Raw genomic sequence first — 24,799 nt, 5'->3', positions numbered from 1 at the left:
TTTGGACGCGGACCTTATTGTACAAATTTTATTTGCCGCCATTAAAACAGGTACTCCCCTACTCTTTATTGCGTTAGGCGAAGTCATTTGTGAAAAAACAGGTGTTTTAAATCTAGGCCAAGAAGGCATGATGTTAATGGGTGCTGTGGTAGGCTTCCTAGCTGCTTACAGCACTGGAAACATGGGCTTTGGTGTTATTGCTGCTATGCTGATGGGCTCCATTATGAGCCTGATATTTGCAGTACTTGTTTTGCACGTTGGCGCCAACCAAGTGGCAACAGGCCTTGCTTTAACTATTTTTGGCACAGGGTTGAGTGCTTTTGTAGGTGCCGATTACGTTGGTAAAACCTTACAAGGCTTCCAACCTATAGCTATTCCTGTTTTATCCGACATTCCGTATCTTGGCCGTATTATATTTAACCACGATATATTGGTGTATTTTTCCTTCTTTATGACAGGATTACTCATCTTCGTGGTCAATAAAACTAGACTTGGTTTGACAATTAAAGCGGTAGGCGAAAATCCAAATGCGGCAAATGCCATTGGTATCAAGGTACTTAAAGTACGTTACTTGGCCGTCATGTTTGGCGGAGCTATGGCAGGTATTTCTGGTGCCTACATGTCTTTGGTTTATACACCTATGTGGGTGGAAGGCATGACCTCTGGACGCGGTTGGATCGCCCTAGCATTAGTGGTTTTTGCATCATGGCGAGTAGGAAGAATCATGCTTGGCGCTTACCTGTTTGGTCTAGCTAGTATTATGCACTTGGTATTACAAGGATTAGGGTTATCTATCTCCCCTAACCTATTAGCCATGCTGCCATATGTGGCTACAGTCGTTGTTATGGTCATCATCAGTGCCGATCATTTCAAAGAAAAACTGCTTGCCCCAAGGTCTCTAGGTAAGCCATTTAATCCACGTAATATGGCGTAAACAGAATTAATTAATACTTCATTCTTGAAGACAAACGGCCTTAGGCCAAATATAGGAGCTAAAAATGAAACTTAAGAGTTTATTAGTTGGTCTGGGACTTCTTGCAGGAGCAAGCATTGCTCAAGCAGAAGATCCATTGAAAGTAGGATTTGTTTACGTTGGTCCTGTTGGTGACTTGGGTTGGAGCTATGAGCATGATCTTGGCCGTAAAGGTCTAGAAGCGCATTTCGGCGATAAAGTGGAAACCACTTTCGTTGAAAACGTAGAAGAAGGTGCTGACTCTGAGCGTGTTATCACTCAACTAGCAAAAGCAGGTAACGACCTGATCTTCACAACGTCGTTTGGCTTTATGAACCCAACAATCAAAGTGGCTAAGCGTTTCCCTAAAGTAACTTTCGAACACGCGACTGGCTACAAGCGTTCTAAGAACGTTGGTACTTATGTACTACGTACATACGAAGGCCGTTATGTTTCTGGTGTGACTGCAGGCATGATGACAAAAACCAATAAAATTGGTTACATCGCTTCTTTCCCAATTCCAGAAGTTATCCGTGATATCAACACTATTTACATGGCTGCGAAAACAGTTAACCCTGACGTAGAAATGAAAATTGTTTGGGTAAACACTTGGTATGATCCAGGTAAAGAAACCGATGCTGCCAATGCTTTAATGGACCAAGGTGTTGATATTCTAGTACAACACACTGATAGCCCTGCTCCTCTAATTGCAGCTGAAAAACGTGGCATGCGTGCTTTTGGTCAAGCGTCTGACATGAGTCAATTTGCTCCTGAAGCACACATCTTCTCTGTTCGTGATAACTGGGCTCCTTACTACATCAGCATTGCTGACGCTGTTATGAAAGGCACTTGGAAACCACAAGATTACTGGGGTGGATTCAAAGAAGAGATTCTAACGATTGAATCTATCAACCCAAATCTTCCAGCGGATGTTAAAGCAAAAATCAGCGAAACATACGCTGCTGTGAAATCAGGTGAAATCAAACCTTTCACTGGACCAATCACAGACAACAAAGGCAACCTTGTTGTAAAAGCAGGCTACACATTAAACGATGTCGAACTTGCACAAGTGAATTGGTATGTTGAAGGTATCGAGGGCGAAATTCCTCGCTAATCTCTCTATTCTACCCATAGGCACAGTTAACCCATGTTGACTGTGCTTTTTAATTTCTCACTATTTTTAATAAAACTTATTTTCAACGTCTTCGTTATAAAGCACTAAATCAAGGTACCTGTATGGACGCGAACTCATTAATTTCACTTGCTAAAAAAATGCCTAAAACAGAGCTTCATTTGCATATTGAAGGTACTTTTGAGCCTGAGCAGATGTTTGCCATTGCCCAAAGAAATCAAGTGGAGCTGACATACAAGACCGTTGATGAGTTAAGAGAAGCTTACCAATTTACTCAGCTACAAGACTTCCTTGACCTTTATTATCAAGGCATGTCAGTACTACTCCATGAGGCTGATTTTTATGACTTAACCATGGCCTATTTGACCAAGGTACACTCTGAAAATGTGGTTCATGTAGAAATTTTTTTTGACCCTCAAGGTCACCTTTCTAGAGGTGTTCCTTTTGATGTGCAAATTAATGGTATTCACAAAGCACTTAAAGACGCCGAAGCTAAATGGGGCATGACATCCAAACTCATTATGTCTTTCCTACGCCATCTTAGTGAAGTAAGTGCTTTTGAGACCCTAGAATTTGCTAAGCCATTCCTACCTTCAATTGATGGTGTCGGTTTAGACAGCTCTGAAGTAGGACACCCCCCAGAAAAATTCGCCAATGTATTTAAAGCGTGCCGTGACCTAGGGCTAAAAATAACTGCCCACGCAGGAGAGGAAGGTCCACCAGAATACGTATGGCAGGCGCTTGATGTAATTAATGTAGACCGTATAGACCATGGTAATCGCGCGCTTGAAGACGAAAACCTTATCAGCGAAATTAAGAAAAGAGGCTTAGCGTTAACAGTTTGTCCTCTTTCAAATTTAAAGCTTTGTGTCGTCAAAGACATGAAAGAGCACCCGATTCGAACCATGTTGCAACAAGGGTTAAAAGCCACAGTTAACTCCGATGACCCTGCTTATTTCGGTGGTTATATGAACGATAACTACATAGCCCTTATCGAGAAAAGTGGCATTACAAAACAAGAGCTTTTACAACTGGCTATCAATGGCATTGAGTTAAGCTGGATGGACGAATCTCAAAAAACTACACATCTAGAACAACTAGAAAGCCTTTTCCAGTAAATCTACACCTATCTCGTTTTTCGATTTAGAGATATTCTCTTCTCTTATAAAACTATGAAAAAGAATCTTAAAATGAGCATTCTTTTTCATAGTCTGTTTTCCCTTATGTTAATATCCCCGCTTCTTCACCTTAGAGATACAGACAATGACAAACAGCACCCTATTTGATGACACTTTTTACCGTTCACCAAGCAGCGATCGATACGCACAAGTAATTGAGTACATAAAAAGCGGAAACTCTATTTGGACTCTTATGGATGCTGAAGGCTGTTTAATCATTGAGCTAGGTCAAGACAAAGTATTACCAATATGGCCTGCTGAAGCTCTTGCTACTGATTGGGGGAAAAAAGACTATGAAGGCTTCTCTGCATTAGAAATTACTGCAAAAACATGGCAAGAAACTTGGCTAACAGGAATGACTCAAGATAAGTATGCAGTAGGTGTCGCACCTAACCTTGCAGGGGAATGCATTGTTTGCTCTGCAGAAGAGCACGCGGCAGACCTAAAAGCCTAACCCTCTATTCAATACTTTTTAATCAATTATTCTAAGCCAATAAAGCCAGAACAAAATTATGGATACAAAAGCACTTTCCACTCTAACAGAACATGTCTTATCACAACTCAACGCTCAACCGAGTGGTGCTATTAGGCTTTTTCATGGTCGTGGTAAGTGCTATCAAAATCTAGAACAAATCACAGTGGATTGGTTAGAAGGGCATGTTTTAGTTGCCTTGTTTAAAGAGCCAAGTGAGGATGAATTAGAGCAGCTTTCACAGACATTACTATCTTGGACAGAAGAAGGCAGTTGGCAAAAATCTTTTGCAAAATCCTTGATATTACAGCACCGTAGTAGAGAGAAAAGTCCTAGCGAATGTCTTTGGGGTAACCACCCTTCGCAGCTTATAGCAAATGAAGATGGACTACTCTTTCAGTTAGACCTTGGCAAAAACCAAAACATGGGACTTTTCCTAGACATGCGTTTTGGTCGAAAATGGGTAAAAGAGCAAAGTCAAAATAAACGTGTGCTTAACCTTTTTGCTTACACTTGCGGGTTTTCTGTTGCAGCTATGGCTGGCGGTGCAGAGCAAGTCGTCAATCTTGATATGGCGAAAGGCGCACTCTCCCGTGGTCGTGAAAATCACAGGCTAAATAAGCACGATTTAACCTCGGTACAGTTTTTTGCCCACGATATTTTTAAGTCATGGGGAAAAATAAAGAAATACGGCCAATATGACCTCATCATCATAGACCCCCCCACATTCCAGCGTGGTAGTTTCGCTATCACCAAGGATTACCAGAAAATTCTTAGGCGACTTCCAGAGCTATTAACCAGCTCAGGAAAAGTGCTCGCTTGTGTTAACGACCCAACACTTACTTCCGACTTTCTTATTCAAGGCATGAAACAAGAATCGCCCGAACTAAGCTTCCAGTATAGACTTGAAAACCCACCAGAATTTCCAGACATCAACCTAGAAAGCGGCCTTAAAGCGCTAGTCTTTCATAAGTGCTAGTCTTTTCGCATTTCCCTCTAGACCTTATCACCAACCATCGATTTTCTTTTAGAGAAATTGCCAGAAGAAAATTTTAGGCTACACTCAAACAAGCTGTACGGAAAAACCTACAAAAAAGTAGGTATATTGATTTCGCCAGCACAACTATTTCCTCAGCGTAAGCAAAATATTGAATTACTAAAAACTGCCATTCTTTACAAAAAATTGATCATTTAAAGATTAAAAATATTCCTAACTAAATCCAAAAGATATTACAAAAACAACTAAACCATTGAAACTAAACAGTTTTATTTAAATAAAAAAGAATAAATTAATACTGTTGTTTTCTTATTATTGTATGATATATTAAAAATGTTCTTAATTAATGCATAATTAAAACGCTAAAAATTAGATTTGTACAAATAAATATAAAAACGAGGAAATCCAATGAAAGCAACTAAGCTTGTAACCGCTTTTGGCCTAACAGCAATCGCTGCGGCTGTATCTACTTCTACTTACGCTGTCGATTTAATCAAAACTGACGACCTTACTCTTAATTTAAATGGTGATATTGACCTTCTTATTGAACACGATTCAGATAATGACAATAGAACAGAAGCAGAAGCAAACTTTGACGATGTAGACTTCGACTTCAAATGGAAGATTGACGATAATTTAACCTTTATTGCAGCTTCTGACTGGACTATGGAGTCTGAAAATAACAATACCCTTCAAAACGATCAAATTTGGGCTGGTGTAGAAATTGGCGATGTGACAGTTCGAGCTGGTTTCCAAGAAGATGCCATTGATCCACTAGGTATTGATTCATTTGAGATAGTTGACCTTGGTAGAGCATCTGGTGATCAAGATGGCGGTGGTACTAAATTCAACGAGTCATTCTTTGCCGCTTATGAAGGTGATGATTACGAAATTCGAGGTACCTATGTTGTTGCTTCTGAAGCAAATACCACTAGTGATGACGATGAAGAGCAACCTAAAAGAACTGCTTTTGCTGGTGATGTTAAAGTAGGCGATTTCCTTATAGAAGGTGGTTTTGGTAGCGAAACTGACTTTGATGAAGAAATCACCGTCGACTTTTGGCAGGCTCAAGTTGAATACTCTATTGGCCAGGTTAAACTTGGCGCATTATATGGTGAAATGGATGTCGACTTCACTGACGCATCAACAACCGATCTTCGCTCGACAGGTTACGAGCTAAACGTGACGTATAAAGTAAATAGTAAACTTTCTGTATATGCAGGTTACGAAGCAATTGATAACCATGATTCAAGTTATGATAACTACACCCAACAAGGTGTTGGTGCGGTATACCAGTTCAGTAAACTAGCTAAACTTTATGTAGAAGCTGGAACTCAGAATGGTACTTACTGGCGCGGAGATAGTACAAGAACAGCAACATCATCTTTCAACCAAACTAAAGATGATGTAAGTGTTGCTGGTATGCTTTTAAGCCTTGATTTCTAAGCAGCTTATAAATAAAGAGTTTCTTGTTTAGTACATCTAACCTTTCTAGGTTACCCCCTTTTCTTAGATGGGTTATGAGCCTTAAGTAAGTACTCTTTATTAATAGAATTGAAAGCCAACCCATTTGGGTTGGCTTTCTTCGTTTATTAATTAGATCATTCTTTTCGATATCATCTAGCCTCAAATTTCTAAGCAGACCTACCTCTACAACAATACACTTCATTGAGAGTCAGTATTTCTTCTAGCTTGTGTAAAGTTGATTAAAGTCATTTGCCGCTTCTTCTCATGAATTATATATTCCAACGCCGTATCAACATTCCTCCTCCCCTGCTTTTTGAGGCTTTCATACCATGACAAAATCACACTATCTATTTGCTGTATTAACAACAAGTGCAGTATTAACAGCCTGCAGCTCCTCTTTACCTGATGATGAGCACCCTACCCAAAAAAACCATTCACACCATAATGGACACAGCCACAACGGGCATAGCCATAACAATAATTCCAACCGTGAAAGTCATGTACCACTACAATCAGCAAGCACTCTATACTCGCAGATCAACCTATCTTTATTTAACCCGTCAGCAATGAGTCAAACGCCAGAGATAGTATCCTGTACTTTAGAAAACGGCCTGCAAAGTGAATGTGCGCAAATGACAGTAAAATATAAGCCTGACGACCTAGAAGTAGGCCCATTTTGCCCAAAAAGCTTGGATGAAGATGGCGGCATTTGGCAATGGGACGGAGACAAAGAAGGCTTATATCGCCTAGATGGTGAGTTCTTCGAAATGCTGAAAGCACAAGGTTATAGTTTCTATAACGATGAAGGTCAGGTATTCATTACAGGAGATGGGGCAAAGCCAAAGTACCCAAATACCTGTATTAACATGCGAGCTGACAAAGAGGTGGAAATGACACTTCTTATCCCTACCAACCCAATGAAAGCGGCAACACCTAACGAGCTTGGAACAGTAAGCAAAGTAGGAATATCCCTTTCAGGTGTTCCTATTTTTTCTGACGCGCCTAGTGTTTTGAGAACAGGCCACCTCCCCGCTTTAGATACTTGCGCAGGCCATGTGGACCCCGGCGGCTGGTATCATTATCATGGAACTGCCTCGGATATAAACACAGTGTACGAAAAAGAAGGTGTACAAGCTGAGTGTCAACTAACACAAAGCTCATCAGCATTATTCGGCTATGCATTCGATGGTATAGGCATTTACGGAAGTACAGAAGAGAATGGAGAAGAACCAACGGACCTTGACGCTTGTAATGGTCATGTCGGATACGTGCCAAACAAACTAGAAAAAGTATATCACTACCATGCCTCTACCAACTTCCCAAATCTACCTAAGTGCCTAATAGGGGTTATGGCTAAAAATAACTTTTCAACTACTGCAAAAGCAGGTGTTGGAGCAGAAGGTGTAGGAGCTAAACAAGGTCAGCCGCCTGAGCAAGGTCGACCAGATCGCCGACAAGGAGGAAATGGTCAAGAGGTGAATGAAAGAGGTATGGGTATACCACCAGGATTCGAAGAAGCGGCAACAAAATTGGGTATCACAGCAGACGAGCTATTTAATGCCCTAAACAATGCTGGCGGACCAAACGCAAATTTAGCTGAAGTGGCAAAAGTATTAGGTGTCTCTGAAGCAGAGTTAAAAGCAGCGCTACCAGAACCACCTCCTAGACGATAAGCGATTCATATTCTGTGACACAAAAAAGGGTTACTTTATTTATTAAAAGTAACCCTTTTTAATTTCCTATTCAAAACTCAACTCAGTGCATTAAAGTGGAACTCTAAATGCTCTTCTATAAAACTCGAAATAAAGAAGTAACTGTGATCATAGCCAGCTTGTCGACGTAAGGTAATTGGCTGACCAACTTCTTCACAAGCAGCCTCTAGGGCTTGGGGCTTTAATTGTTCATCAAGGAAGTCATCAGATTCGCCTTGATCAATAAACAACGGAAGACCTTGTTGAAGCTGCCCTATCAGATTTTTCACCAAACAAGTCGCGTCCCACTCTTCCCATGTGGTTTTGTCATTCCCAAGATAACCAGTGAAGGCTTTTTCTCCCCATGGGCATTGAGTTGGGTTAGCAATAGGTGCAAAGGCAGAGACAGATTGATAGCGATTAGGGTTCTTCAAAGCGCAAATTAATGCGCCGTGGCCGCCCATCGAGTGACCTGAAATAGAACGTTTTTCAGTAATTGGAAAATGCTCTTCAACTAATCGCGGCAACTCATCCACCACATAATCATACATGTGGTAGGTGCCTGAATAAGGTTCCACTGTGGCATTTATATAAAACCCCGCCCCTGAACCAAAGTCATAACTCTCATGTTCATTCGGGTAATCTGTACCACGAGGACTGGTATCAGGACACACTATCGCTAACCCCAATTCAGCGGCTTTTCTAAAAGCCCCAGCCTTTTGAATAAAATTCTCATCCGTACAGGTCAGGCCAGACAACCAATACAACACGGGGACACGTTGAGTTTCTGCTTGTGGGGGCAGGTAAACAGCAAACGTCATATCGCCTTTTACCGAGGTACTCTTGTGTCGGTAACGCTTTAGCCAACCAGCGTGCGTTTTTGTGCTAGATAATAACTCCATCGTTTCGCTACTCCTTATTCCTATAATTCAATTATAGAAATAGCTCGAATCTAAGCGGCATATATCGAGTATCATAATCGATATATGCCGCCATAATAGTATTAATCGAAATGTTACTGATCAAACAAGATAACAGTACGAATACTCTTACCTTCATGCATCAAATCAAAGGCCTTATTAATGTCTTCCAAGCCCATGGTGTGAGTGACAAAAGGGTCAATTTCAATTTTGCCATTCATATAGTCCTCTACATAACCCGGTAATTGGCTTCGGCCTTTGACACCACCAAAAGCAGAGCCCTTCCACACACGACCCGTTACTAACTGGAATGGTCGCGTTGAAATTTCCTGACCTGCGCCCGCCACACCAATAATGATGGACTCGCCCCAGCCTTTGTGGCAACACTCAAGTGCCTGACGCATAATTTGAACATTACCAATACATTCAAATGAATAGTCCACACCACCGTCAGTCATATCCACGATAACTTGCTGAATAGGCGCATCAAATTTCTTTGGATTAATGCAATCTGTCGCACCAAACTGCTCTGCCATTTCAAATTTAGACTCATTAATATCGATAGCAATAATACGTGATGCCCCAGCCATACGAGCACCTTGAATCACAGATAAACCAATCCCTCCCAAACCAAATACCGCAACCGTATCGCCTTTTTCTACTTTCGCAGTATTCAAAACGGCACCAATACCCGTAGTAATACCACATCCAAGTAAACAGACTTTTTCTAACGGCGCATCAACATGGATTTTCGCTAAAGAGATCTCCGCAACCACACTGTACTCAGCAAAGGTAGAAGTACCCATGTAATGATAAATCGGTTCGCTATTAATACTAAAACGGCTCGTGCCATCAGGCATCAAGCCTTTGCCTTGTGTTTCACGTACTGCCTGACACAAGTTAGTTTTACCTGATGTACAGAATTTACACTCGCCACATTCAGCCGTATAAAGAGGAATAACGTGATCCCCCGGTTTCAGGCTTGTTACGCCCTCACCTATGGCTTCTACTATTCCTGCTCCTTCGTGCCCTAAGATTGCAGGAAAAATTCCTTCTGGGTCTTCGCCAGATAAAGTAAATGCATCAGTATGGCACACGCCGGTTGCGACCATACGTACTAACACTTCACCCGCTTGAGGGTCTTGCACATCAACTTCTTCAATTTTTAAAGGTTCGCCTGGACCCCAAGCAACAGCCGCTTTACATTTCATCCTACTCTCCAAAATATTATCGATTTATGTTCAGTTATAACGCCAGCATAGACCGAAAGAATAAGCAGGATAATAACCCCATTAGGAAAAGATTGTTGCTATATAGCAACAATCTTATTTATATGCTGCCATAATGATATAATATAACAATCAAATATTGTCATTTTAGAAAATCACTTTAAAAAGAGGGAACCAAAAGTGCGAAACTGGGAAGCGATGGAGGCCTTTGTGGAGGTGGTTCAACAGGGTAACTTTTCGAAAGCCGCTGCGAAATTAAAGGTATCTACCTCTCATATTAGTCGGCTAATCACACAGCTTGAATCTCAATTAGGTAGCACCTTATTGTTTCGTACCACCCGTCGTATTCGTCTAAGTGAAGCAGGCGAACTGTATTATCAAAATTGTCGATCTTTACCCGAAGCATTAAGTAGCGCAGAAGAAGTTATTTCAACGCTCAATCAAACACCTGTTGGCAACTTTAAAATGACCTGTTCAACCACATTTGGGGAACGCTACATTGCCCCCATCATGAATAACTTCTTACTTGACCACCCAGATATAGAGTTAGATTTTCATTTAACCAATAGAACCGTGGACTTAATAGAAGAAGGCTACGACCTTGCCATTCGAATGGGAGCCATGAAGGATTCCAGTCATTTATCTCGTCGATTATGTAATCGTGTTGAGCACCTGTGCGCTTCTCGTCAATACATTGATCAACATGGTATACCTCATACCTTAGCAGAACTCAGTAAACATCAATGTTTACTTGGCTCAAAGAATCACTGGCTATTTCAAGAAAATGGTCAAAGGAAAGAGATTAAAGTCGCCAGCCAATATCGAAGTAACTCAGGTGTGGCTTTATTAGATGCCACGAGAAAAGGCCTAGGTATAGCGCAGCTTCCAGATTATTACGTCAACGAATATCTTGAATCTGGGGAGTTAATCCCTCTGTTAACCCAGTATCAATATCCATACAGTGGTGTCTGGTTGGTGTACCCAAAATCTCTCCACCCTTCCCCCAAACTGCAAGCCGTTTGCGAGTACTTAATTGAGAATATCGACTAATACAATATTAACCAAGTACGTTCTATTACCACATTTATGATAATTCAGGATAGTAAACGTAAACGATTATAATTATCATTTACATATCTTTCATTGATCGTTAAAATAAGGCATTAACCAACAATCAAGGGAAGAAACATGCTTGGTATCCAACGCTCATTTGTTAAAAAATTATTAGCTCCTGCGTTCTTAGCAGCCGCTTTTGGCGCTTCAGCAGAAGTAATTGAAGTCACGGATATGGCGGGGCGTAAAGTCAGCCTAGACCCAGATAAAATTGAAAATATCGTATTAGGTGAAAGCCGACTGACCTATTCACTCGCCCTACTGGATAAAAATAATCCACTTAAAAGGGTCGTAGGCTGGAAAGATGACCTAATGCAATACGACCCTGATGCATATCGAAAATACTTAAAAGCCTTCCCTGAAATTGCTGAAATTGAAAACCTAGGTAGCCCATATACTGGGGATTTCAGCTTAGAAAAAATTATCACCCTAGATACGGATCTGTTTATTCTAAATTTAGGCAACTTATTAAAAGCACAAGAAAGTGGCCTACTGACTAAGTTGGAAAAAGCAGGCATTAAAGTCGTGTTTGTTGATTTCAGACAGAGACCAACACAGAACACCGTACCTAGCTTACTCATGTTAGGGAAAGTATTAGATCGCGAAAAAGAAGCGAATGATTTTATCGATTACTACGTAGAACAAATGCGAGTGGTCAGCTCAGTTGTCCTTCAGAAAAAACCAGAAGAGCGCCCTATTGTCTTTATCGAGCGTGCTGCAGGCTACAACCCTGATAAATGTTGCAGCACTTTTGGTGCCGCTAACCTAGGTCGTTTAGTGGATGAAGCCGGCGGCATCAACTGGGGTAGCCGTAAATTCCCGGGCTTTAGCGGAACGGTAAACCCTGAGGTTATCTTTAGCGATAAGCTAGATTACATAATAGGTACAGGGGCAAACTGGGCTGAAACCAATCCAAATACTGCGGCGGTATTACTTGGCTATGAGGCAACACCAGAATTAGCTCAAGTACGTTTGCAAGCATTAGCAGATCGTAAAGGTTGGCCAGAGCTGGATGCCGTGAAGTCAAAAAACTTCTTCTCTATTTACCACCAGTTCTATAACAGCCCATATCACTTTATCGCTCTACAAACCTTCGCTAAGTGGTTTTACCCTGAGGACTTTAAGGACCTAGATACGACAGCCAATTTCATTGAGCTGCACGATCGTTTCCTTCCTATCGATTTCAGTGGTGTGTTTTGGCATAAGTTGAAATAGCCCACTCAATTGATTGAATACGCTTCCTTTTATTGTCACTTTAATGGCAAATAAAAGGGAGCGTTTTACTATATGAAGGGTTATCTATGATGACCTCGCTATTTAAAAACGGCTTATCTTTTGGGCCTTTTCTTCATTTTGAGTGGTTTTTATGTCCAGTGAAACTCAACAACTCAGCGCTAACCAAGACGCAGAGATTCCTAAAAATATATTGAAAAAGCAACATGATCTTATTCACGGTTTTGTTGCCAGTGAAAGTAAAAAGATCCAAATGCTATTAATGGTAGTGATTTTATTAACATTAAGCTTAATCGTCGATGTGAGCATAGGACCCGGCAACTTCTCTCTCTCCACTGTACTCGATGTACTGCTAGATAAAACCTCCCACGGAATCAAGTTAGAGGTAATCATCTGGGATTATCGATTACCCATAGCTGTAACTGCAGTGATTGTTGGGGCCATGCTAGGGGTATCTGGGGCATTAATGCAAACATTGCTTAACAACCCGTTAGCAGAGCCTTTTACACTGGGCGTGTCTTCTGCTGCCAGCTTTGGTGCTGCCCTTGCAATTGTTACAGGTATTGGCTTTGCCGCTAATGTTGGCTCTTTGCTCGTTACATTAAATGCCTTTGTTTTTGCTCTAGGCACCTGTGGTTTGCTTCTCCTCTTAATGCGCTTAAAAGGTGTCGGCACGCAAACCATTATCCTCTTTGGTATCGCCATTTTCTTCGCCTTCAACGCCCTATTAGCCATGATGGAATATGGTGCATCAGAAACAGAATTACAACGTATTGTGTTTTGGATGCTGGGCTCTTTAAATCGAGCAAGCTGGCTACAAATATTTTGGGGGACTGGCCTACTCTGTGTTGTACTACCATTTTGCATGATGCGTACATGGCAACTAACCGCCCTAAGATTAGGAGAAGAAAATGCTTTGAGTATGGGTATCGACCTAGCTCGATTACGGGTTGAAATACTGATTTGCATTTCTTTGTTAGCCGCTACCGCTGTCGCTTTCGTGGGAACCATTGGATTTGTTGGCCTAGTGGGTCCCCATATTGCTCGACTGTTAGTGGGAGAAAATCAACGTTACTTCATCCCCCTATCCGCTTTATTAGGCGCGTTAATGTTAAGCGTGACTTCCATCGTCAGTAAATCGATCACTCCGGGCATTATTTACCCTATCGGTATCATCACCGCGCTTATTGGTGTCCCCGTTTTCCTCGCCATCATCATGCGACATTCTAAGGAGCAGAGCTTATGAGTTTATCCGTTACTAACTTAACGGCCAGCTATGGGTCGCACCTTGTGCTAAAAGAGCTGAGCATAGCCAACTTAGAAAAAGGCAGCTTTACCGCCCTTTTAGGCCCAAACGCCGCAGGGAAATCCACCTTATTTAAATCCATTGCAGGGTTAATAAAAACACAATCGGGCGATGTTGTTTTAAACGACAAGAACTTAAAGGATTACTCCAAGATAGAGCGAGCTCGTGATGTTATCTACTTACCACAGTCTTTTTACAGCAGTCTCGCCTTATCAGTTTTCGAGTCCGTTTTAGTATCGCTTAAGCAAAAATCAGGTTGGCGTGTCAAGCCAGAAGATATTCAGCAAGTGGCAGAAATATTGGCTCTACTGAATATTGAGCACCTTGCCGAAAAGAACATCAGCGAACTCAGCGGCGGTCAAAAACAGCTCGTCGCCCTTGCTCGCATTCTTGTGGTTAAACCCAAGGTGATTCTCTTAGATGAACCCACCAGCGCATTGGACTTGCACCACCAACTGTCCATCCTAACCGTGATAAAAAAGCTCACCATTGAAAGAGGACTCATTACCATTGCCGCCTTACATGACGTGAACTTGGCCGCCAAATTTTGTGACCAAATTATCTTATTGGATAAGGGCGTAATACAAACCCAAGGCGATGCTCATAAAGTGTTGGCGATGCCTATATTAGGTGAGGCTTACAAAGTCAAAACGCTATTGGAGACTGGCAGTAAAGGACAACTCTACCTTGATGCGGAATTATTAGAGGGAGCTTGATAAGAATCAAACTGTTAAGAGCAAAGACATTATGATGATGTCTTTGCTTTTTTTATGGATGGAAGCCCTACCTTATAGGATCATAAGATTCATTATGAGATAATCAAATCACATTAGTTCAAATACAAAATACCAATAGAGCACACTTTTCCTATCATGCAGCTCTAACATTAGAAACGATTTATAAATGCCAAACGATAATTCAAAACCTGCCAAGCTTGATCGCACTTTTTCTATCGCTCCCATGATGGAGTGGACAACACCAGATTTTCGCGTATTTGCTCGATCTCTCACGAAAAACACGCTTTTATATACGGAAATGGTGACATCTGGGGCGTTAGTTTATGGCAACCAGCTTGAGCGTTTTTTACGCTACGATGAATGTGAACACCCTCTTGCCCTTCAATTAGGTGGTTCAAATACAAACGAATTAGCAAAATGTGCACAATTGGCTCAAGCTGCTGGCTTTGATGAACTTAACCTAAATGTTGGCTGCCCTAGTGACAGAGTGCAAAACAATTTAATTGGCGCTTGCTTAATGGCTCATCCAGAAAAAGTAAAAGATGCCATGAAAGCCATGCAAGACCATTGCGATATTCCTGTGACCATTAAACATAGAATCGGCCTTGATGAAGAGGAGTCCTACGGTTTCTTAAGAGACTTTGTCGGTGACATTGCCAGCACTAGCGTGAACACTTTTATCGTCCATGCGAGAAACGCTATTCTAAAAGGACTTAGTCCTAAAGAAAACCGCGAAGTACCGCCGCTGAAATACCATTATGTACATCAGCTAAAACAGGACTTTCCAGACCTTGAAATAATTATAAATGGCGGCATAAAAACGATAGAAGAATGTCAAGATCAACTTAATCATGTAGATGGCGTGATGGTGGGTCGTGAAGCCTATCATAATCCATGGATTTTAAGCCGTGTTGATGAGATGATCTTTAACCAACCAAAATGGTTAGAAGATAGATTTCAAGCAATTGATTCTTTCCTTCCCTACGTAAAGGGAAGATTAGAAAAAGGTGATCGTTTACAGCACTTAACACGTCATATTTTAGGTATTTTTCATGGTCAAGCAGGTGGTAAGCAATTTAGACGCTACCTTTCAGAAAATGGCCATAAAGCAGATGCAGATATAAATGTACTATTGAAAGCCATTGAATTGGTTAAATATCATCAAACAAAGGACACTAGAAATGAGCAATAAGCTAGCGCAATTAAAAGAATTTACGACTATTGTTGCTGACACAGGCGATATCGCAGCGATTAAAGACTTTTTGCCAGAAGATGCGACAACTAACCCATCTTTAATGCTAAAAGCAGCACAAATTCCAGAGTATGCTCCTTTCCTAGAGCAAGCGGTTGCTTGGGCAAAAACACAAAGCGACGATAAAGATCAGCAAATTTTAGACGCGGGTGACAAGCTAGCCGTTATCGTTGGTACAGAAATCCTAAAATACGTACCGGGCCGTATCTCTACAGAAGTGGATGCACGTTTATCTTTTGATAAAGAAGCAACTCTTGCTAAAGCACGTAAACTCATAGCCCTATACGAAGAAGCTGGTGTATCACGCGACCGCGTATTGATTAAAGCTGCTTCTACTTGGGAAGGTATTAAAGCCGCTGAAGAGCTAGAAAAAGAAGGCATCAACTGTAACCTAACCTTGTTGTTCTCTTTCGCTCAAGCACAGGCTTGTGCTGAAGCGGGTGTTTACCTGATTTCACCTTTCGTTGGTCGTATTCTTGATTGGTACAAAAAATCAACGGGCGAAGAGTACACAGCAGAAACAGATCCGGGTGTTGTTTCTGTTACTGAGATCTACAACTACTACAAAGACCATGGCTACAACACAGTAGTAATGGGCGCGAGCTTCCGTAACATCGGTGAGATCGAGCAACTTGCAGGTTGTGACCGTCTAACTATTAGCCCAGCTTTACTAGAAGAGCTTAAGAAAGACGAAGGCACTCTAGAGCGTAAGCTTATCCCTGCTACTGAAGTGAAACCTGCTCCAGCAGCCATCACAGAAGCCGCATTCCGTTGGGCAATGAACGAAGATGCGATGGCAACTGAAAAACTGTCTGAAGGCATCCGTAACTTCGCAGTCGATCAGCGTAAATTAGAAGTGACTCTAGCTTCCATGCTATAAACAGCTTTTAAAAGCTCTGTATTTAAAACGCGACCTAGGTCGCGTTTTTTGTATTTATTACTAACACTTAAATAATTAGTTAGATTAAATAAGAAGTTATGACTGAATTTGAAAAGATGACCCGTGGCGAAGCCTTCAATGGCATAGACACAGACTTACGTTTAAGAAGAGAAGCGGCGCGATTAGCCTGCGCTAAGTTTAATGCCCACCCAAGCAAGGGTAATCTACGCCATATTACTCGGCTCTTTGCTGACTTTACCGATGTGATTATTGAGCCCGGCTTCCAATGTGACTATGGCTCGCAAATCCTCCTAGGAAAAAATGTGTATATCAATTTCCATTGTGTGATTTTAGATAGTGCTGCGGTACACATTGGCGACAACACCCTACTCGGCCCTGCTGTTCATCTATATACAGTAGATCACCCGAGAGAAGCGGATTTACGTAAACAAGGATACTGCTCTGCTAAACCGATTCATATTGGTAGCAATGTTTGGATTGGTGGCGGCGCGAAAGTCTTACCCGGTATCACTATTGGGGATAATGCCATTATTGCCGCGAATGCCGTGGTCAGGAAAGACGTACCTGCCAATAGCCGTTATTTCGGCTAATAAAAAAGAATAGTAATCCACTACTCGCCTCTTCTTACTCTGTAAAAGTTCACGCTGTTTACACGGTATTTCCATGCTTTATTTGTATACTCAGTCTTCTAAAGTTTATTGTTTTAAAGAAGAACCTTTCAAAGACAAATTGGCAAAAGCGAGGAAGAAAATAATGAAATGCAAAACATCACTATTCATCACGGCATTAGCTGTTAGTGCTTTTTCTTCAAATGCTTTTACCTCCACCACCGAAATAAGCAATGACCAACTTCAAGTAGAAAAAATACATACCTTCGATGGTATTCCTTGGGGTATAACTTTATTAAATGATGACACAGCTATTGTGACAATAAAAAGTGGCTCACTGTACCGAGTAGATCTGGACTCTGGTCAAACACAGGTTATTTCAGGTCTACCCAAGCTAGACGATTCAGGCCAAGGCGGCTTATTGGATATTGCGATATTAGCTAGTAATGGCGTATCACCTGACAATAAACAATCGCCTAAGAACGAGCTACAAGAGTGGCTGTATTTCACTTATTCAAAACCTTCATCTGAAGGCTCAAGCACAAGCCTAGCCAGAGCAAAGGTGACAGAAAATACACTCACTGAGTGGCAAGATCTTTATACCTCCAATGCACATGAGTCTGGCAACAAGCATTATGGTTCCCGTATCGCATTTGATGGCAAAGGTCATGTCTTTTTCACTATTGGTAACCGCGGTGAGCGTGATAATGCTCAAGACCTAACTCACCAAGCAGGCAGTATTTTACGCCTTAATACGGACGGCTCTATTCCAGAAGATAACCCTTTTGTTAACCAATCAAATGTAGCCGCAGCCATTTGGAGCTATGGACATAGAAACCCACAAGGCATTTATTATGACCAATCAACCCAAACACTTTGGTCTAATGAGCATGGTCCACGGGGCGGTGATGAAATCAATTTAATTAAGTCAGGTGCCAATTACGGATGGCCTATTGTCTCCCATGGTAAAGAGTATTGGAACTTTTCATCTATCGGTGAAGGAACCGAAAAAGAAGGTATAGAGAAGTCTTTAAAGGTGTTCATTCCTTCCATTGCTCCGAGTAGCCTTCTTCGCTATCAAGGAGGTGAATTTACTAACTGGAAAGGCGATTTTCTTTCAACGGCATTGGCGAAACGTCATTTAAATAAAGTGTCTATCAATGACGATGGTAGTACCAGTGAACAACGTTTCCTTGAGGAATTAGATGAGAGGTTGCGCTCTATTGCAGTGGATTCAAATGGCGTAATTTATCTAACGACAGACTCAGGTAAGTTACTAAGACTGACCCTCAAAAAATAAAGCTCAATATTGCATAACGTATTCTTAAAACAAAAAAAGGTAGGATCAATATCCTACCTTTTTTATTAGAGCGGCTTCTGGCTTTTAGGCTACTGCTAAGCATCCCCCCAAGAATCTACAGCATCAGGCTCATCTCCCCAAGAATCAGCTTCCTCTGTTTCATCACCCCAACTGTCTTCTCCCCAACTGTCTTCTCCCCAACTGTCTGCGTCATCTAAAAGCACATCTTCACTGGCTTTCTTAGCAGGCACATTACCATCATGTACAGCACTTTCACGGCTCTGTAAGTACACATCTCGAATGAAGCTGTATCTATCGCCCACTATGAAAGACTCAGCTTGTAGGAGGTGAGCTCGTGTTTGCACAACATCTAAGGCTAATAAAGCTAGGTCTTCTTCCCATGTTAAGTTGAAATTTAAATAATCTTCCGCTTCTGGATAAGTTGTTTGGTCCACTATGAAACCCGTTGTGTCACGGACGGTTGAGGGACCAAGAAATGGCACGACCAAATAAGGGCCCGTATTAACACCCCAGTAACCTAGGGTTTGACCAAAATCTTCTTCGTATTCTTTCATGCCAAAGTAGCTTGCCACATCAAAAATGCCCAAAATACCTATGGTACTGTTTATCAAGAAACGGCCTGTTGAAACAGCAGCGCCCACAGGTTTGGCTTGTAAAGCGTTGTTTACGACATTATTCACTTCGCCTAGGTTAGAAAAGAAGTTACTTACCCCTTTCTGAACCAGATTAGGTGTCACCGCTTTATAGCCTTTCGCCACCGGCTTTAATATTGCACCGTCTATTGCGTCATTAAAGCTAAACATGGCTCGGTTAAAGCCTTCCCATGGGTCTTCTTCCGTTGCCGCGGTGGCAGGTTGAGAAAAGGCTAATAGCAAACTCAAAAATGATGACCCTATTAAACGCCACATACATCTTATCCCTTATTATTTTCCCTATGCGATTCTCTCAGGTTACTGAAATCATCTAGGGAAGAAAGTCGTTGTAAAATATTAAACCAGCTTCTTCACTTCGTTCCATTGTTTGGCCAAACGTTTGTCGGATATTGGCTCTAGTGTTCCGACAGACTGGGCAAACAAGGAAATACGATATTCTTCCAACATCCAACGATACTTTATCAGTTCTGGATCATATAAAGACTTAGCTTGATGAGCGCTTTGCTGTTTTGAGTATTTATCCCAAAGCGTTTCCAGCTCAGACACAAAAGCATTCTCTTTGTTCAAATGATTTTGAAAACGCTCTAACCTTACTTCAATCCCTTTAAAGTATCGTGGCAACTGCCCCAGCCAAAACAAAGGTGTATGACCAATAAACCCCGGGTAAATTAAGCGTTCAATTTGCAGCTTAATGTCTCCGTATACTCTTGTCCAAGGCAAAGGAATATTGCCCTTCATTTTCTTCGCTACACCTTGATAAGAAGACAATACACGGTACAACTGTTCCGCCATATTATTGGCTTCTAAAATAAGGCTCGGCTTATATTTTACCAAGCACTCTTCAAAGGCTTGTTTCGTTCTTGGTAAAGATCGTCCATCTAAAAAGACTTTATTCAGAACCGCATCCAGTAAGTCATTCAGCAAGGTTTCTTTCTTACCTATGGGCGCAAAAATCAGCATAGACTCTTTCAGATGAGGCAGATTTTTCTGCAAATACTGCATGTCTTTTCTCAAGGTTAATTTGAGTAAAGTAATCACCCCTTTACGGTGTGTTTCAATGGCCGTATTTTTGTCATCAAACATCTTCAGCGCAACGCTCTCGCCCTGTCCCTCTAGAGCAGGGAAAGCCATTACCTTAATACCCGCTTGTTTGATTTCTTGCTGTTCTGGTATCGCCTGTTCAGGCCATGTGGTTAAGCCATCCATTTCATGCTTTTTAGTACCAAACTTAGCAAAACTCTCTTCCACCAGCTCACTAAACTGAGACTGTAGTCGAGCAAGGTCTTTACCCGTTCCTAACACCTTACCGCGCTCGTCCACCACTTCAAGGTTCAAAGTTAGATGAGCGTCCAGTTTCTCGATGTTCCACTCATTTAGCGGAATATCAATGAGGGTTTCACGCTTAATTTGCAAACTTAGCTGTTCAAACAAGTCCCCTTTGCTCTGGGAAAGTTTAGGGTAAATACGATCCACAAACTGCGGGATAGGTACGAATCGACGACGTAGAGCTTTAGGCAATGCCCGTAACAAGGCCTCACAGCGCTCTTTAATAAAACCGGGGACAGCCCAACCTAGGTCTTCTAAACTCAGCTGTCTTAATAACCCCACAGGCACTTTCAAAGTAGCACCATCAGTTTCCTTACCCGGATCAAATTTATAATCAATCGGTAATGCCACACCATTCAAACCGAACGAATCAGGAAAGGCCATTTCATCCACATGGGCATCTTGATTGACTAACTCTTCACGGGTCATCACCAAGGCATTTGGGGACTTTTTAACAAAGTGCTCAAGGCTTTTCAGGTTACGGCAATTCTCAGGTAAGCGCTTATCGTAGTAAGCAAAAACACTTTCGTCGTCTACCAAGATATCACGGGTACGCAGCTTGGCTTCTTGAGTTTCTAAGGACTCAATAAGCGCCTTGTTCTTACGATAAAAGGATAAATTGCTTCTCAGCTCCCCTTCTACTAAACCAGAGCGGATAAATATCTCGCGGGCTTCTTCTGGGTGAACATGGCCATAATCAAGGCGGCGTTTCGGCACGATAACTAAGCCATACAAGGACACCTGTTCATTGGCCATGACTCGGCCTTGGTTTCGCTCAAAGCGAGGATCAAAGTATTGGCGCTTTACAAAAGGCGCAGCGTATTCTTCCACCCAAAGAGGCTCAATTCGCGCTGAAATACGGGCATACAGTTTACTGGTTTCCACCAGCTCCGCAGCAACAATCCACTTAGGTGGTTTTTTGAATAACATGGAAGCGGGAAAAATCGACACCTTACGAGAGCGGCAACCCAGCATCTCTTTACTGTCTTCCATCTTGTTCGCCACATGGGTAAACAAGCCAGCCAGTAAAGATCTGTGTATTGCTTCGTAATGGCGCTCTTCGTGGTTAACTTCTTTAAAGCCTAATTGCTTACAGGCAATCATGATTTGACGATGAATATCCCGCCATTCGCGCATTCGCATGAAGTTCAAAAATTGCTTACGGCAGTATTGGCGCAATTGGTTCTGCGATAAAGCCTGACGCTGTTCGTCAAAACGTTCCCAAAGATTTAACAGCACGATGAAATCAGAGTCTTCGTCTTTATCTTGGGCGTGGGCTTGGTCCGATTGAGTCTTCTTATCTTGCGGTCTTTCCCTTGGGTCTGGCACAGACAAAGCACTGACAATGATCGCCACTTCTTTTAAGACGCTGTGCTTTTCAGCAGCAATCAAGATACGGCCTAGCTTAGGGTCAATAGGCAGCTTGGCCAGCTGTCGGCCAATGGGCGTTAAACGGTCTTTGTTTAAAGCACCCAACTCGATTAACGCTCGATAGCCATCATTGATCATGCGTTTTTCAGGCATTTCAACAAAAGGGAATTTCTCAACCGCACCCAGCTTCAGATTCGCCATTTGCAAAATGACCGAGGCCAAATTGGTTCGGAATATTTCTGGGTCGGTAAATTCTGGGCGGCTATCAAAATCCGCCTCGTCATAGAGGCGAATACAAATGCCATCCGCCACACGACCACATCGTCCTGCCCGCTGATTCGCACTGGCCTGACTGATCTTCTCAATGGGTAACTGCTGTACTTTGGAACGCACGCTGTAACGACTAATACGCGCTAAACCTGGGTCGATCACATAACGAATACCCGGAACCGTTAACGAAGTTTCCGCCACGTTAGTGGATAATACAATTCGACGACCTGAATGGGTCTTAAAGATTTTTTGTTGTTCAGCTGCCGTTAATCTGGCGTACAAAGGTAAAACTTCGGTACCACGTAATTCTGCGCGACGAAGTATTTCTGCGGTTTCACGAATTTCTCGCTCACCCGGTAGGAACACCAGAATATCCCCAGCACCGCGATAGCCAGATTGGCGCTCTTCGGCAATGAGTAACTCCACCGCATCCAGAATGCCCTGCTCCATGCTTTGGTCTTCATCCAGCTCTTCCGAATCTCCTCGGCTTAATAGAGGCTGATAACGGACTTCAACAGGGTAAGTACGACCAGACACTTCAATAATGGGCGCATTATCAAAATGTTTAGAGAAGCGCTCCACGTCTATGGTGGCGGAAGTAACAATCACTTTGAATTCAGGACGAGCATCCAACACGCGCTTTAGGTAACCCAACAAGAAATCAATGTTTAAGCTACGTTCGTGGGCTTCATCAATAATGATGGTGTCGTATTTGTAGAGGTTTTTATCTTGTTGAATCTCGGCCAGCAAAATACCGTCTGTCATCAACTTGATGTGGGTTTGTTCTGTGCTTTCATCGGTAAAACGAACCTGAAAGCCCACCTGCTCGCCAAGCTTCACTTGCAGCTCGTCACTGATACGCTCAGCGACACTACGGGCAGCAATTCGTCTTGGCTGTGTATGACCAATCACACCTGCCACGCCGCGCCCAGCTTGCAAACACATTTTCGGCAATTGGGTGGTTTTACCAGAGCCCGTCTCACCCGCGATGATAACCACTTGGTTATCTTCTATGGCTTTGATGATCTCATCAGCACGTGCCGCAACGGGCAAGCTTTCGTCGTAGGTGACTTTAGGTAAACAGGCTTCCCTCGCCTGATACAGCGCCGCGGACTTTTCCACCATAGCCTCAAGCTCGTTGGCCATTCTATCGCAGGGTAAATTGTCTTTTTTACGCTTTTCGAGTTGCTCAGTTTTACGAGCAATAAGATGACGATCGCGTGTCATCAGGGAAAGATTTGTCATGATATCGAAACAAGTATCCTATTGGGTAAGTGGTGCTGCTGAATAATGTAAAAGCAAATGGCACCATTTCTATCTATATGGTTGCAAATTCTATCATTAATCCCAATGAAGAAGGGACAAGGAAACAAAAATGCTGCTTTAACAGTGGCTTTCTTTAATGAATAAATAACGAATAACACACAGAAGGAAATGGCATGTCTAGTACAGTATTCGAAGATAACTCTCTTACCATTGGTAACACCCCTTTGGTACAACTCAAGCGTATCGGTAATGGCAACATCTGGGCTAAGGTAGAAGCACGTAACCCAGCCTTTTCCGTCAAGTGTCGTATTGGTGCCAACATGGTATGGGATGCAGAAGAAAAAGGCATCTTAACGGAAGGCAAATCCATCGTCGAAGCCTCCAGTGGTAACACAGGTATCGCCCTATGTTTTGTGGCTGCGTCACGTGGTTATCCTATTACCATCACCATGCCATCCAGCATGAGTGTTGAGCGTCGCCAAGTTATGAAAGCACTAGGTGCGAATATTGTCTTAACAGAGCCAGCAAAAGGCATGAAAGGTGCCATCGAAAAAGCACAAGAAATTGCCCAAGACGACAACTTTGTTCTACTACAACAATTTGATAACCCAGCAAACCCAGAGATTCACGAGAAAACCACAGGCCCAGAAATCTGGAAAGACACCGCAGGTGAAATCGACGTACTGGTGGCTGGTGTAGGTACAGGTGGCACCATCACAGGTGTAAGTCGCTTTATCAAAAACGTACAGGGTAAAGCCATTACCAGTGTTGCTGTCGAGCCAACCAGCTCCCCTGTTATCACTCAAACACTGAATGGCGAAACACCAACCCCTGCTCCCCATAAAATTCAAGGAATCGGTGCTGGCTTCATACCGAAAAACCTTGATTTAGACATGGTCGACCGTGTGGAACAAGTGACAAACGAAGACGCCATCGCCATGGCAAAACGCCTAATGCGTGAAGAAGGTATTCTATGTGGCATATCTTGTGGCGCTGCCGTCATCGCCGCAGAACGCCTTAGCCAAGAAGCGGAATTTGCCGATAAGAAAATCGTCGTCATCCTACCTGACTCAGGCGAACGCTACCTATCTACTGCCCTATTCGAAGGTGAATTCACCGACAACGAACTGGTACAGTAAGAACTAAAGCACATCATCAAAAGCAAAAAACCAGCTTAGAGACTAAGCTGGTTTTTTTATGGGCTAGAACTGTTAAATTTCACTCTTCACGATTTATTCGATATTTTGACACATTAATGCAAACCTAAAACGCCACTCATAAGTCGCTAATATACAGACAAATATCGCTTCACCTATTAGAAATAGTTGCCCCCAGACACTTATGCTTTTGAAGAACCACATAATAATAAGTACGCAAACAACCGACCAAATTAGGTTAGCAAAA

At 42.3% G+C, this 24,799-nt stretch carries 20 protein-coding genes; 16 read left to right on the top strand and 4 right to left on the bottom strand.

The window, feature by feature from the left end; genetic code table 11:
* The first annotated feature begins 1 nt into the window (after window position 1).
* The 7 genes from OFY17_RS07270 to OFY17_RS07240 all read left to right on the top strand — a co-directional run bounded on the left by OFY17_RS07270 (window position 2) and on the right by OFY17_RS07240 (window position 7,871).
* On the top strand, window positions 2-934 hold the full coding sequence (locus tag OFY17_RS07270) for an ABC transporter permease (protein ID WP_263530063.1): 933 nt from the start codon (window positions 2-4) through the stop codon (window positions 932-934).
* Window positions 935-998: 64 nt separating this feature from the next.
* Window positions 999-2,066 (top strand): BMP family ABC transporter substrate-binding protein, encoded by a 1,068-nt coding sequence (locus OFY17_RS07265; RefSeq protein WP_263530062.1) that lies wholly within the window; start codon window positions 999-1,001, stop codon window positions 2,064-2,066.
* A 122-nt stretch (window positions 2,067-2,188) separates the two neighbouring features.
* On the top strand, window positions 2,189-3,202 hold the full coding sequence (locus tag OFY17_RS07260; RefSeq protein WP_263530061.1) for an adenosine deaminase: 1,014 nt from the start codon (window positions 2,189-2,191) through the stop codon (window positions 3,200-3,202).
* 145 nt (window positions 3,203-3,347) lie between these two features.
* On the top strand, window positions 3,348-3,716 hold the full coding sequence (locus tag OFY17_RS07255; RefSeq protein ID WP_263530060.1) for a DUF2750 domain-containing protein: 369 nt from the start codon (window positions 3,348-3,350) through the stop codon (window positions 3,714-3,716).
* Window positions 3,717-3,774: 58 nt separating this feature from the next.
* Complete coding sequence (locus OFY17_RS07250; protein WP_263530059.1) at window positions 3,775-4,713, top strand: class I SAM-dependent methyltransferase; 939 nt, start codon at window positions 3,775-3,777, stop codon at window positions 4,711-4,713.
* 426 nt (window positions 4,714-5,139) lie between these two features.
* Window positions 5,140-6,177: a porin gene (locus OFY17_RS07245; RefSeq protein ID WP_263530058.1), complete on the top strand. Its 1,038-nt coding sequence runs from the start codon at window positions 5,140-5,142 to the stop codon at window positions 6,175-6,177.
* 350 nt (window positions 6,178-6,527) lie between these two features.
* Window positions 6,528-7,871 carry a YHYH protein gene (locus OFY17_RS07240; protein ID WP_263530057.1) on the top strand — a complete coding sequence of 448 codons (1,344 nt, stop codon included), beginning with the start codon at window positions 6,528-6,530 and terminating at the stop codon, window positions 7,869-7,871.
* 77 nt (window positions 7,872-7,948) lie between these two features.
* Here the strand turns inward: OFY17_RS07240 and fghA are convergent, their stop codons facing one another.
* Window positions 7,949-8,791: an S-formylglutathione hydrolase gene (fghA, locus tag OFY17_RS07235; RefSeq protein WP_263530056.1), complete on the bottom strand. Its 843-nt coding sequence runs from the start codon at window positions 8,789-8,791 to the stop codon at window positions 7,949-7,951.
* Between the two features lie 113 nt (window positions 8,792-8,904).
* A complete protein-coding gene (locus OFY17_RS07230; RefSeq protein WP_263530055.1) occupies window positions 8,905-10,020 on the bottom strand; it encodes an S-(hydroxymethyl)glutathione dehydrogenase/class III alcohol dehydrogenase in 1,116 nt (371 codons plus the stop codon).
* Window positions 10,021-10,218: 198 nt separating this feature from the next.
* Here OFY17_RS07230 and OFY17_RS07225 point away from each other — a divergent pair, with 198 nt between their 5' ends.
* The 8 genes from OFY17_RS07225 (at window position 10,219) to OFY17_RS07190 (ending at window position 18,488) form a co-directional block, all read left to right on the top strand.
* Window positions 10,219-11,088: a LysR family transcriptional regulator gene (locus OFY17_RS07225; protein ID WP_263530054.1), complete on the top strand. Its 870-nt coding sequence runs from the start codon at window positions 10,219-10,221 to the stop codon at window positions 11,086-11,088.
* A 138-nt stretch (window positions 11,089-11,226) separates the two neighbouring features.
* Window positions 11,227-12,366: an ABC transporter substrate-binding protein gene (locus OFY17_RS07220; RefSeq protein WP_263530053.1), complete on the top strand. Its 1,140-nt coding sequence runs from the start codon at window positions 11,227-11,229 to the stop codon at window positions 12,364-12,366.
* Window positions 12,367-12,517: 151 nt separating this feature from the next.
* Window positions 12,518-13,630, top strand: coding sequence for a FecCD family ABC transporter permease (locus tag OFY17_RS07215; RefSeq protein WP_263530052.1), 1,113 nt, complete (start codon window positions 12,518-12,520; stop codon window positions 13,628-13,630).
* A complete protein-coding gene (locus tag OFY17_RS07210; protein WP_263530051.1) occupies window positions 13,627-14,406 on the top strand; it encodes an ABC transporter ATP-binding protein in 780 nt (259 codons plus the stop codon). Before OFY17_RS07215 ends, OFY17_RS07210 begins: the two co-directional genes overlap by 4 nt.
* Window positions 14,407-14,593: 187 nt before the next feature.
* A complete protein-coding gene (gene dusA / locus OFY17_RS07205) occupies window positions 14,594-15,619 on the top strand; it encodes a tRNA dihydrouridine(20/20a) synthase DusA (protein ID WP_263530050.1) in 1,026 nt (341 codons plus the stop codon).
* Window positions 15,609-16,559: a transaldolase gene (gene tal, locus OFY17_RS07200; protein WP_263530049.1), complete on the top strand. Its 951-nt coding sequence runs from the start codon at window positions 15,609-15,611 to the stop codon at window positions 16,557-16,559. Before dusA ends, tal begins: the two co-directional genes overlap by 11 nt.
* A 98-nt stretch (window positions 16,560-16,657) precedes the next feature.
* Window positions 16,658-17,170, top strand: a complete 513-nt coding sequence (locus tag OFY17_RS07195; protein ID WP_263530048.1) for a sugar O-acetyltransferase — start codon at window positions 16,658-16,660, stop codon at window positions 17,168-17,170.
* 163 nt (window positions 17,171-17,333) lie between these two features.
* Window positions 17,334-18,488, top strand: coding sequence for a PQQ-dependent sugar dehydrogenase (locus OFY17_RS07190; protein ID WP_263530047.1), 1,155 nt, complete (start codon window positions 17,334-17,336; stop codon window positions 18,486-18,488).
* Between the two features lie 95 nt (window positions 18,489-18,583).
* Here the strand turns inward: OFY17_RS07190 and OFY17_RS07185 are convergent, their stop codons facing one another.
* Window positions 18,584-19,417, bottom strand: a complete 834-nt coding sequence (locus OFY17_RS07185; RefSeq protein WP_263530046.1) for an MlaA family lipoprotein — start codon at window positions 19,415-19,417, stop codon at window positions 18,584-18,586.
* Between the two features lie 81 nt (window positions 19,418-19,498).
* Window positions 19,499-23,374, bottom strand: a complete 3,876-nt coding sequence (hrpA, locus tag OFY17_RS07180; protein ID WP_263530045.1) for an ATP-dependent RNA helicase HrpA — start codon at window positions 23,372-23,374, stop codon at window positions 19,499-19,501.
* A gap of 194 nt (window positions 23,375-23,568) precedes the next feature.
* On the opposite strand from hrpA, the gene cysK reads away from it, so the two are divergent.
* On the top strand, window positions 23,569-24,534 hold the full coding sequence (cysK, locus tag OFY17_RS07175) for a cysteine synthase A (RefSeq protein WP_263530044.1): 966 nt from the start codon (window positions 23,569-23,571) through the stop codon (window positions 24,532-24,534).
* The last annotated feature ends 265 nt before the right edge of the window (window positions 24,535-24,799 follow it).

The organism is Marinomonas sargassi, assembly GCF_025716875.1.
GTDB classification, from domain to species: domain Bacteria; phylum Pseudomonadota; class Gammaproteobacteria; order Pseudomonadales; family Marinomonadaceae; genus Marinomonas; species Marinomonas sargassi.
This window is presented reverse-complemented; position numbering and strand designations above follow the sequence as displayed.

Excerpts from the sequence above, each read along its gene's own strand:
- dusA (WP_263530050.1), top strand. The coding sequence starts at position 14,594 with ATGCCAAACGATAATTCAAAACCTGCCAAGCTTGATCGCACTTTTTCT.
- hrpA (WP_263530045.1), bottom strand. The coding sequence starts at position 23,374 with ATGACAAATCTTTCCCTGATGACACGCGATCGTCATCTTATTGCTCGT.
- OFY17_RS07255 (WP_263530060.1), top strand. The coding sequence starts at position 3,348 with ATGACAAACAGCACCCTATTTGATGACACTTTTTACCGTTCACCAAGC.
- tal (WP_263530049.1), top strand. The coding sequence starts at position 15,609 with ATGAGCAATAAGCTAGCGCAATTAAAAGAATTTACGACTATTGTTGCT.
- OFY17_RS07215 (WP_263530052.1), top strand. The coding sequence starts at position 12,518 with ATGTCCAGTGAAACTCAACAACTCAGCGCTAACCAAGACGCAGAGATT.
- OFY17_RS07220 (WP_263530053.1), top strand. The coding sequence starts at position 11,227 with ATGCTTGGTATCCAACGCTCATTTGTTAAAAAATTATTAGCTCCTGCG.
- OFY17_RS07250 (WP_263530059.1), top strand. The coding sequence starts at position 3,775 with ATGGATACAAAAGCACTTTCCACTCTAACAGAACATGTCTTATCACAA.
- OFY17_RS07245 (WP_263530058.1), top strand. The coding sequence starts at position 5,140 with ATGAAAGCAACTAAGCTTGTAACCGCTTTTGGCCTAACAGCAATCGCT.
- fghA (WP_263530056.1), bottom strand. The coding sequence starts at position 8,791 with ATGGAGTTATTATCTAGCACAAAAACGCACGCTGGTTGGCTAAAGCGT.
- OFY17_RS07265 (WP_263530062.1), top strand. The coding sequence starts at position 999 with ATGAAACTTAAGAGTTTATTAGTTGGTCTGGGACTTCTTGCAGGAGCA.
- OFY17_RS07260 (WP_263530061.1), top strand. The coding sequence starts at position 2,189 with ATGGACGCGAACTCATTAATTTCACTTGCTAAAAAAATGCCTAAAACA.
- cysK (WP_263530044.1), top strand. The coding sequence starts at position 23,569 with ATGTCTAGTACAGTATTCGAAGATAACTCTCTTACCATTGGTAACACC.
- OFY17_RS07190 (WP_263530047.1), top strand. The coding sequence starts at position 17,334 with ATGAAATGCAAAACATCACTATTCATCACGGCATTAGCTGTTAGTGCT.
- OFY17_RS07185 (WP_263530046.1), bottom strand. The coding sequence starts at position 19,417 with ATGTGGCGTTTAATAGGGTCATCATTTTTGAGTTTGCTATTAGCCTTT.
- OFY17_RS07240 (WP_263530057.1), top strand. The coding sequence starts at position 6,528 with ATGACAAAATCACACTATCTATTTGCTGTATTAACAACAAGTGCAGTA.
- OFY17_RS07210 (WP_263530051.1), top strand. The coding sequence starts at position 13,627 with ATGAGTTTATCCGTTACTAACTTAACGGCCAGCTATGGGTCGCACCTT.
- OFY17_RS07230 (WP_263530055.1), bottom strand. The coding sequence starts at position 10,020 with ATGAAATGTAAAGCGGCTGTTGCTTGGGGTCCAGGCGAACCTTTAAAA.
- OFY17_RS07195 (WP_263530048.1), top strand. The coding sequence starts at position 16,658 with ATGACTGAATTTGAAAAGATGACCCGTGGCGAAGCCTTCAATGGCATA.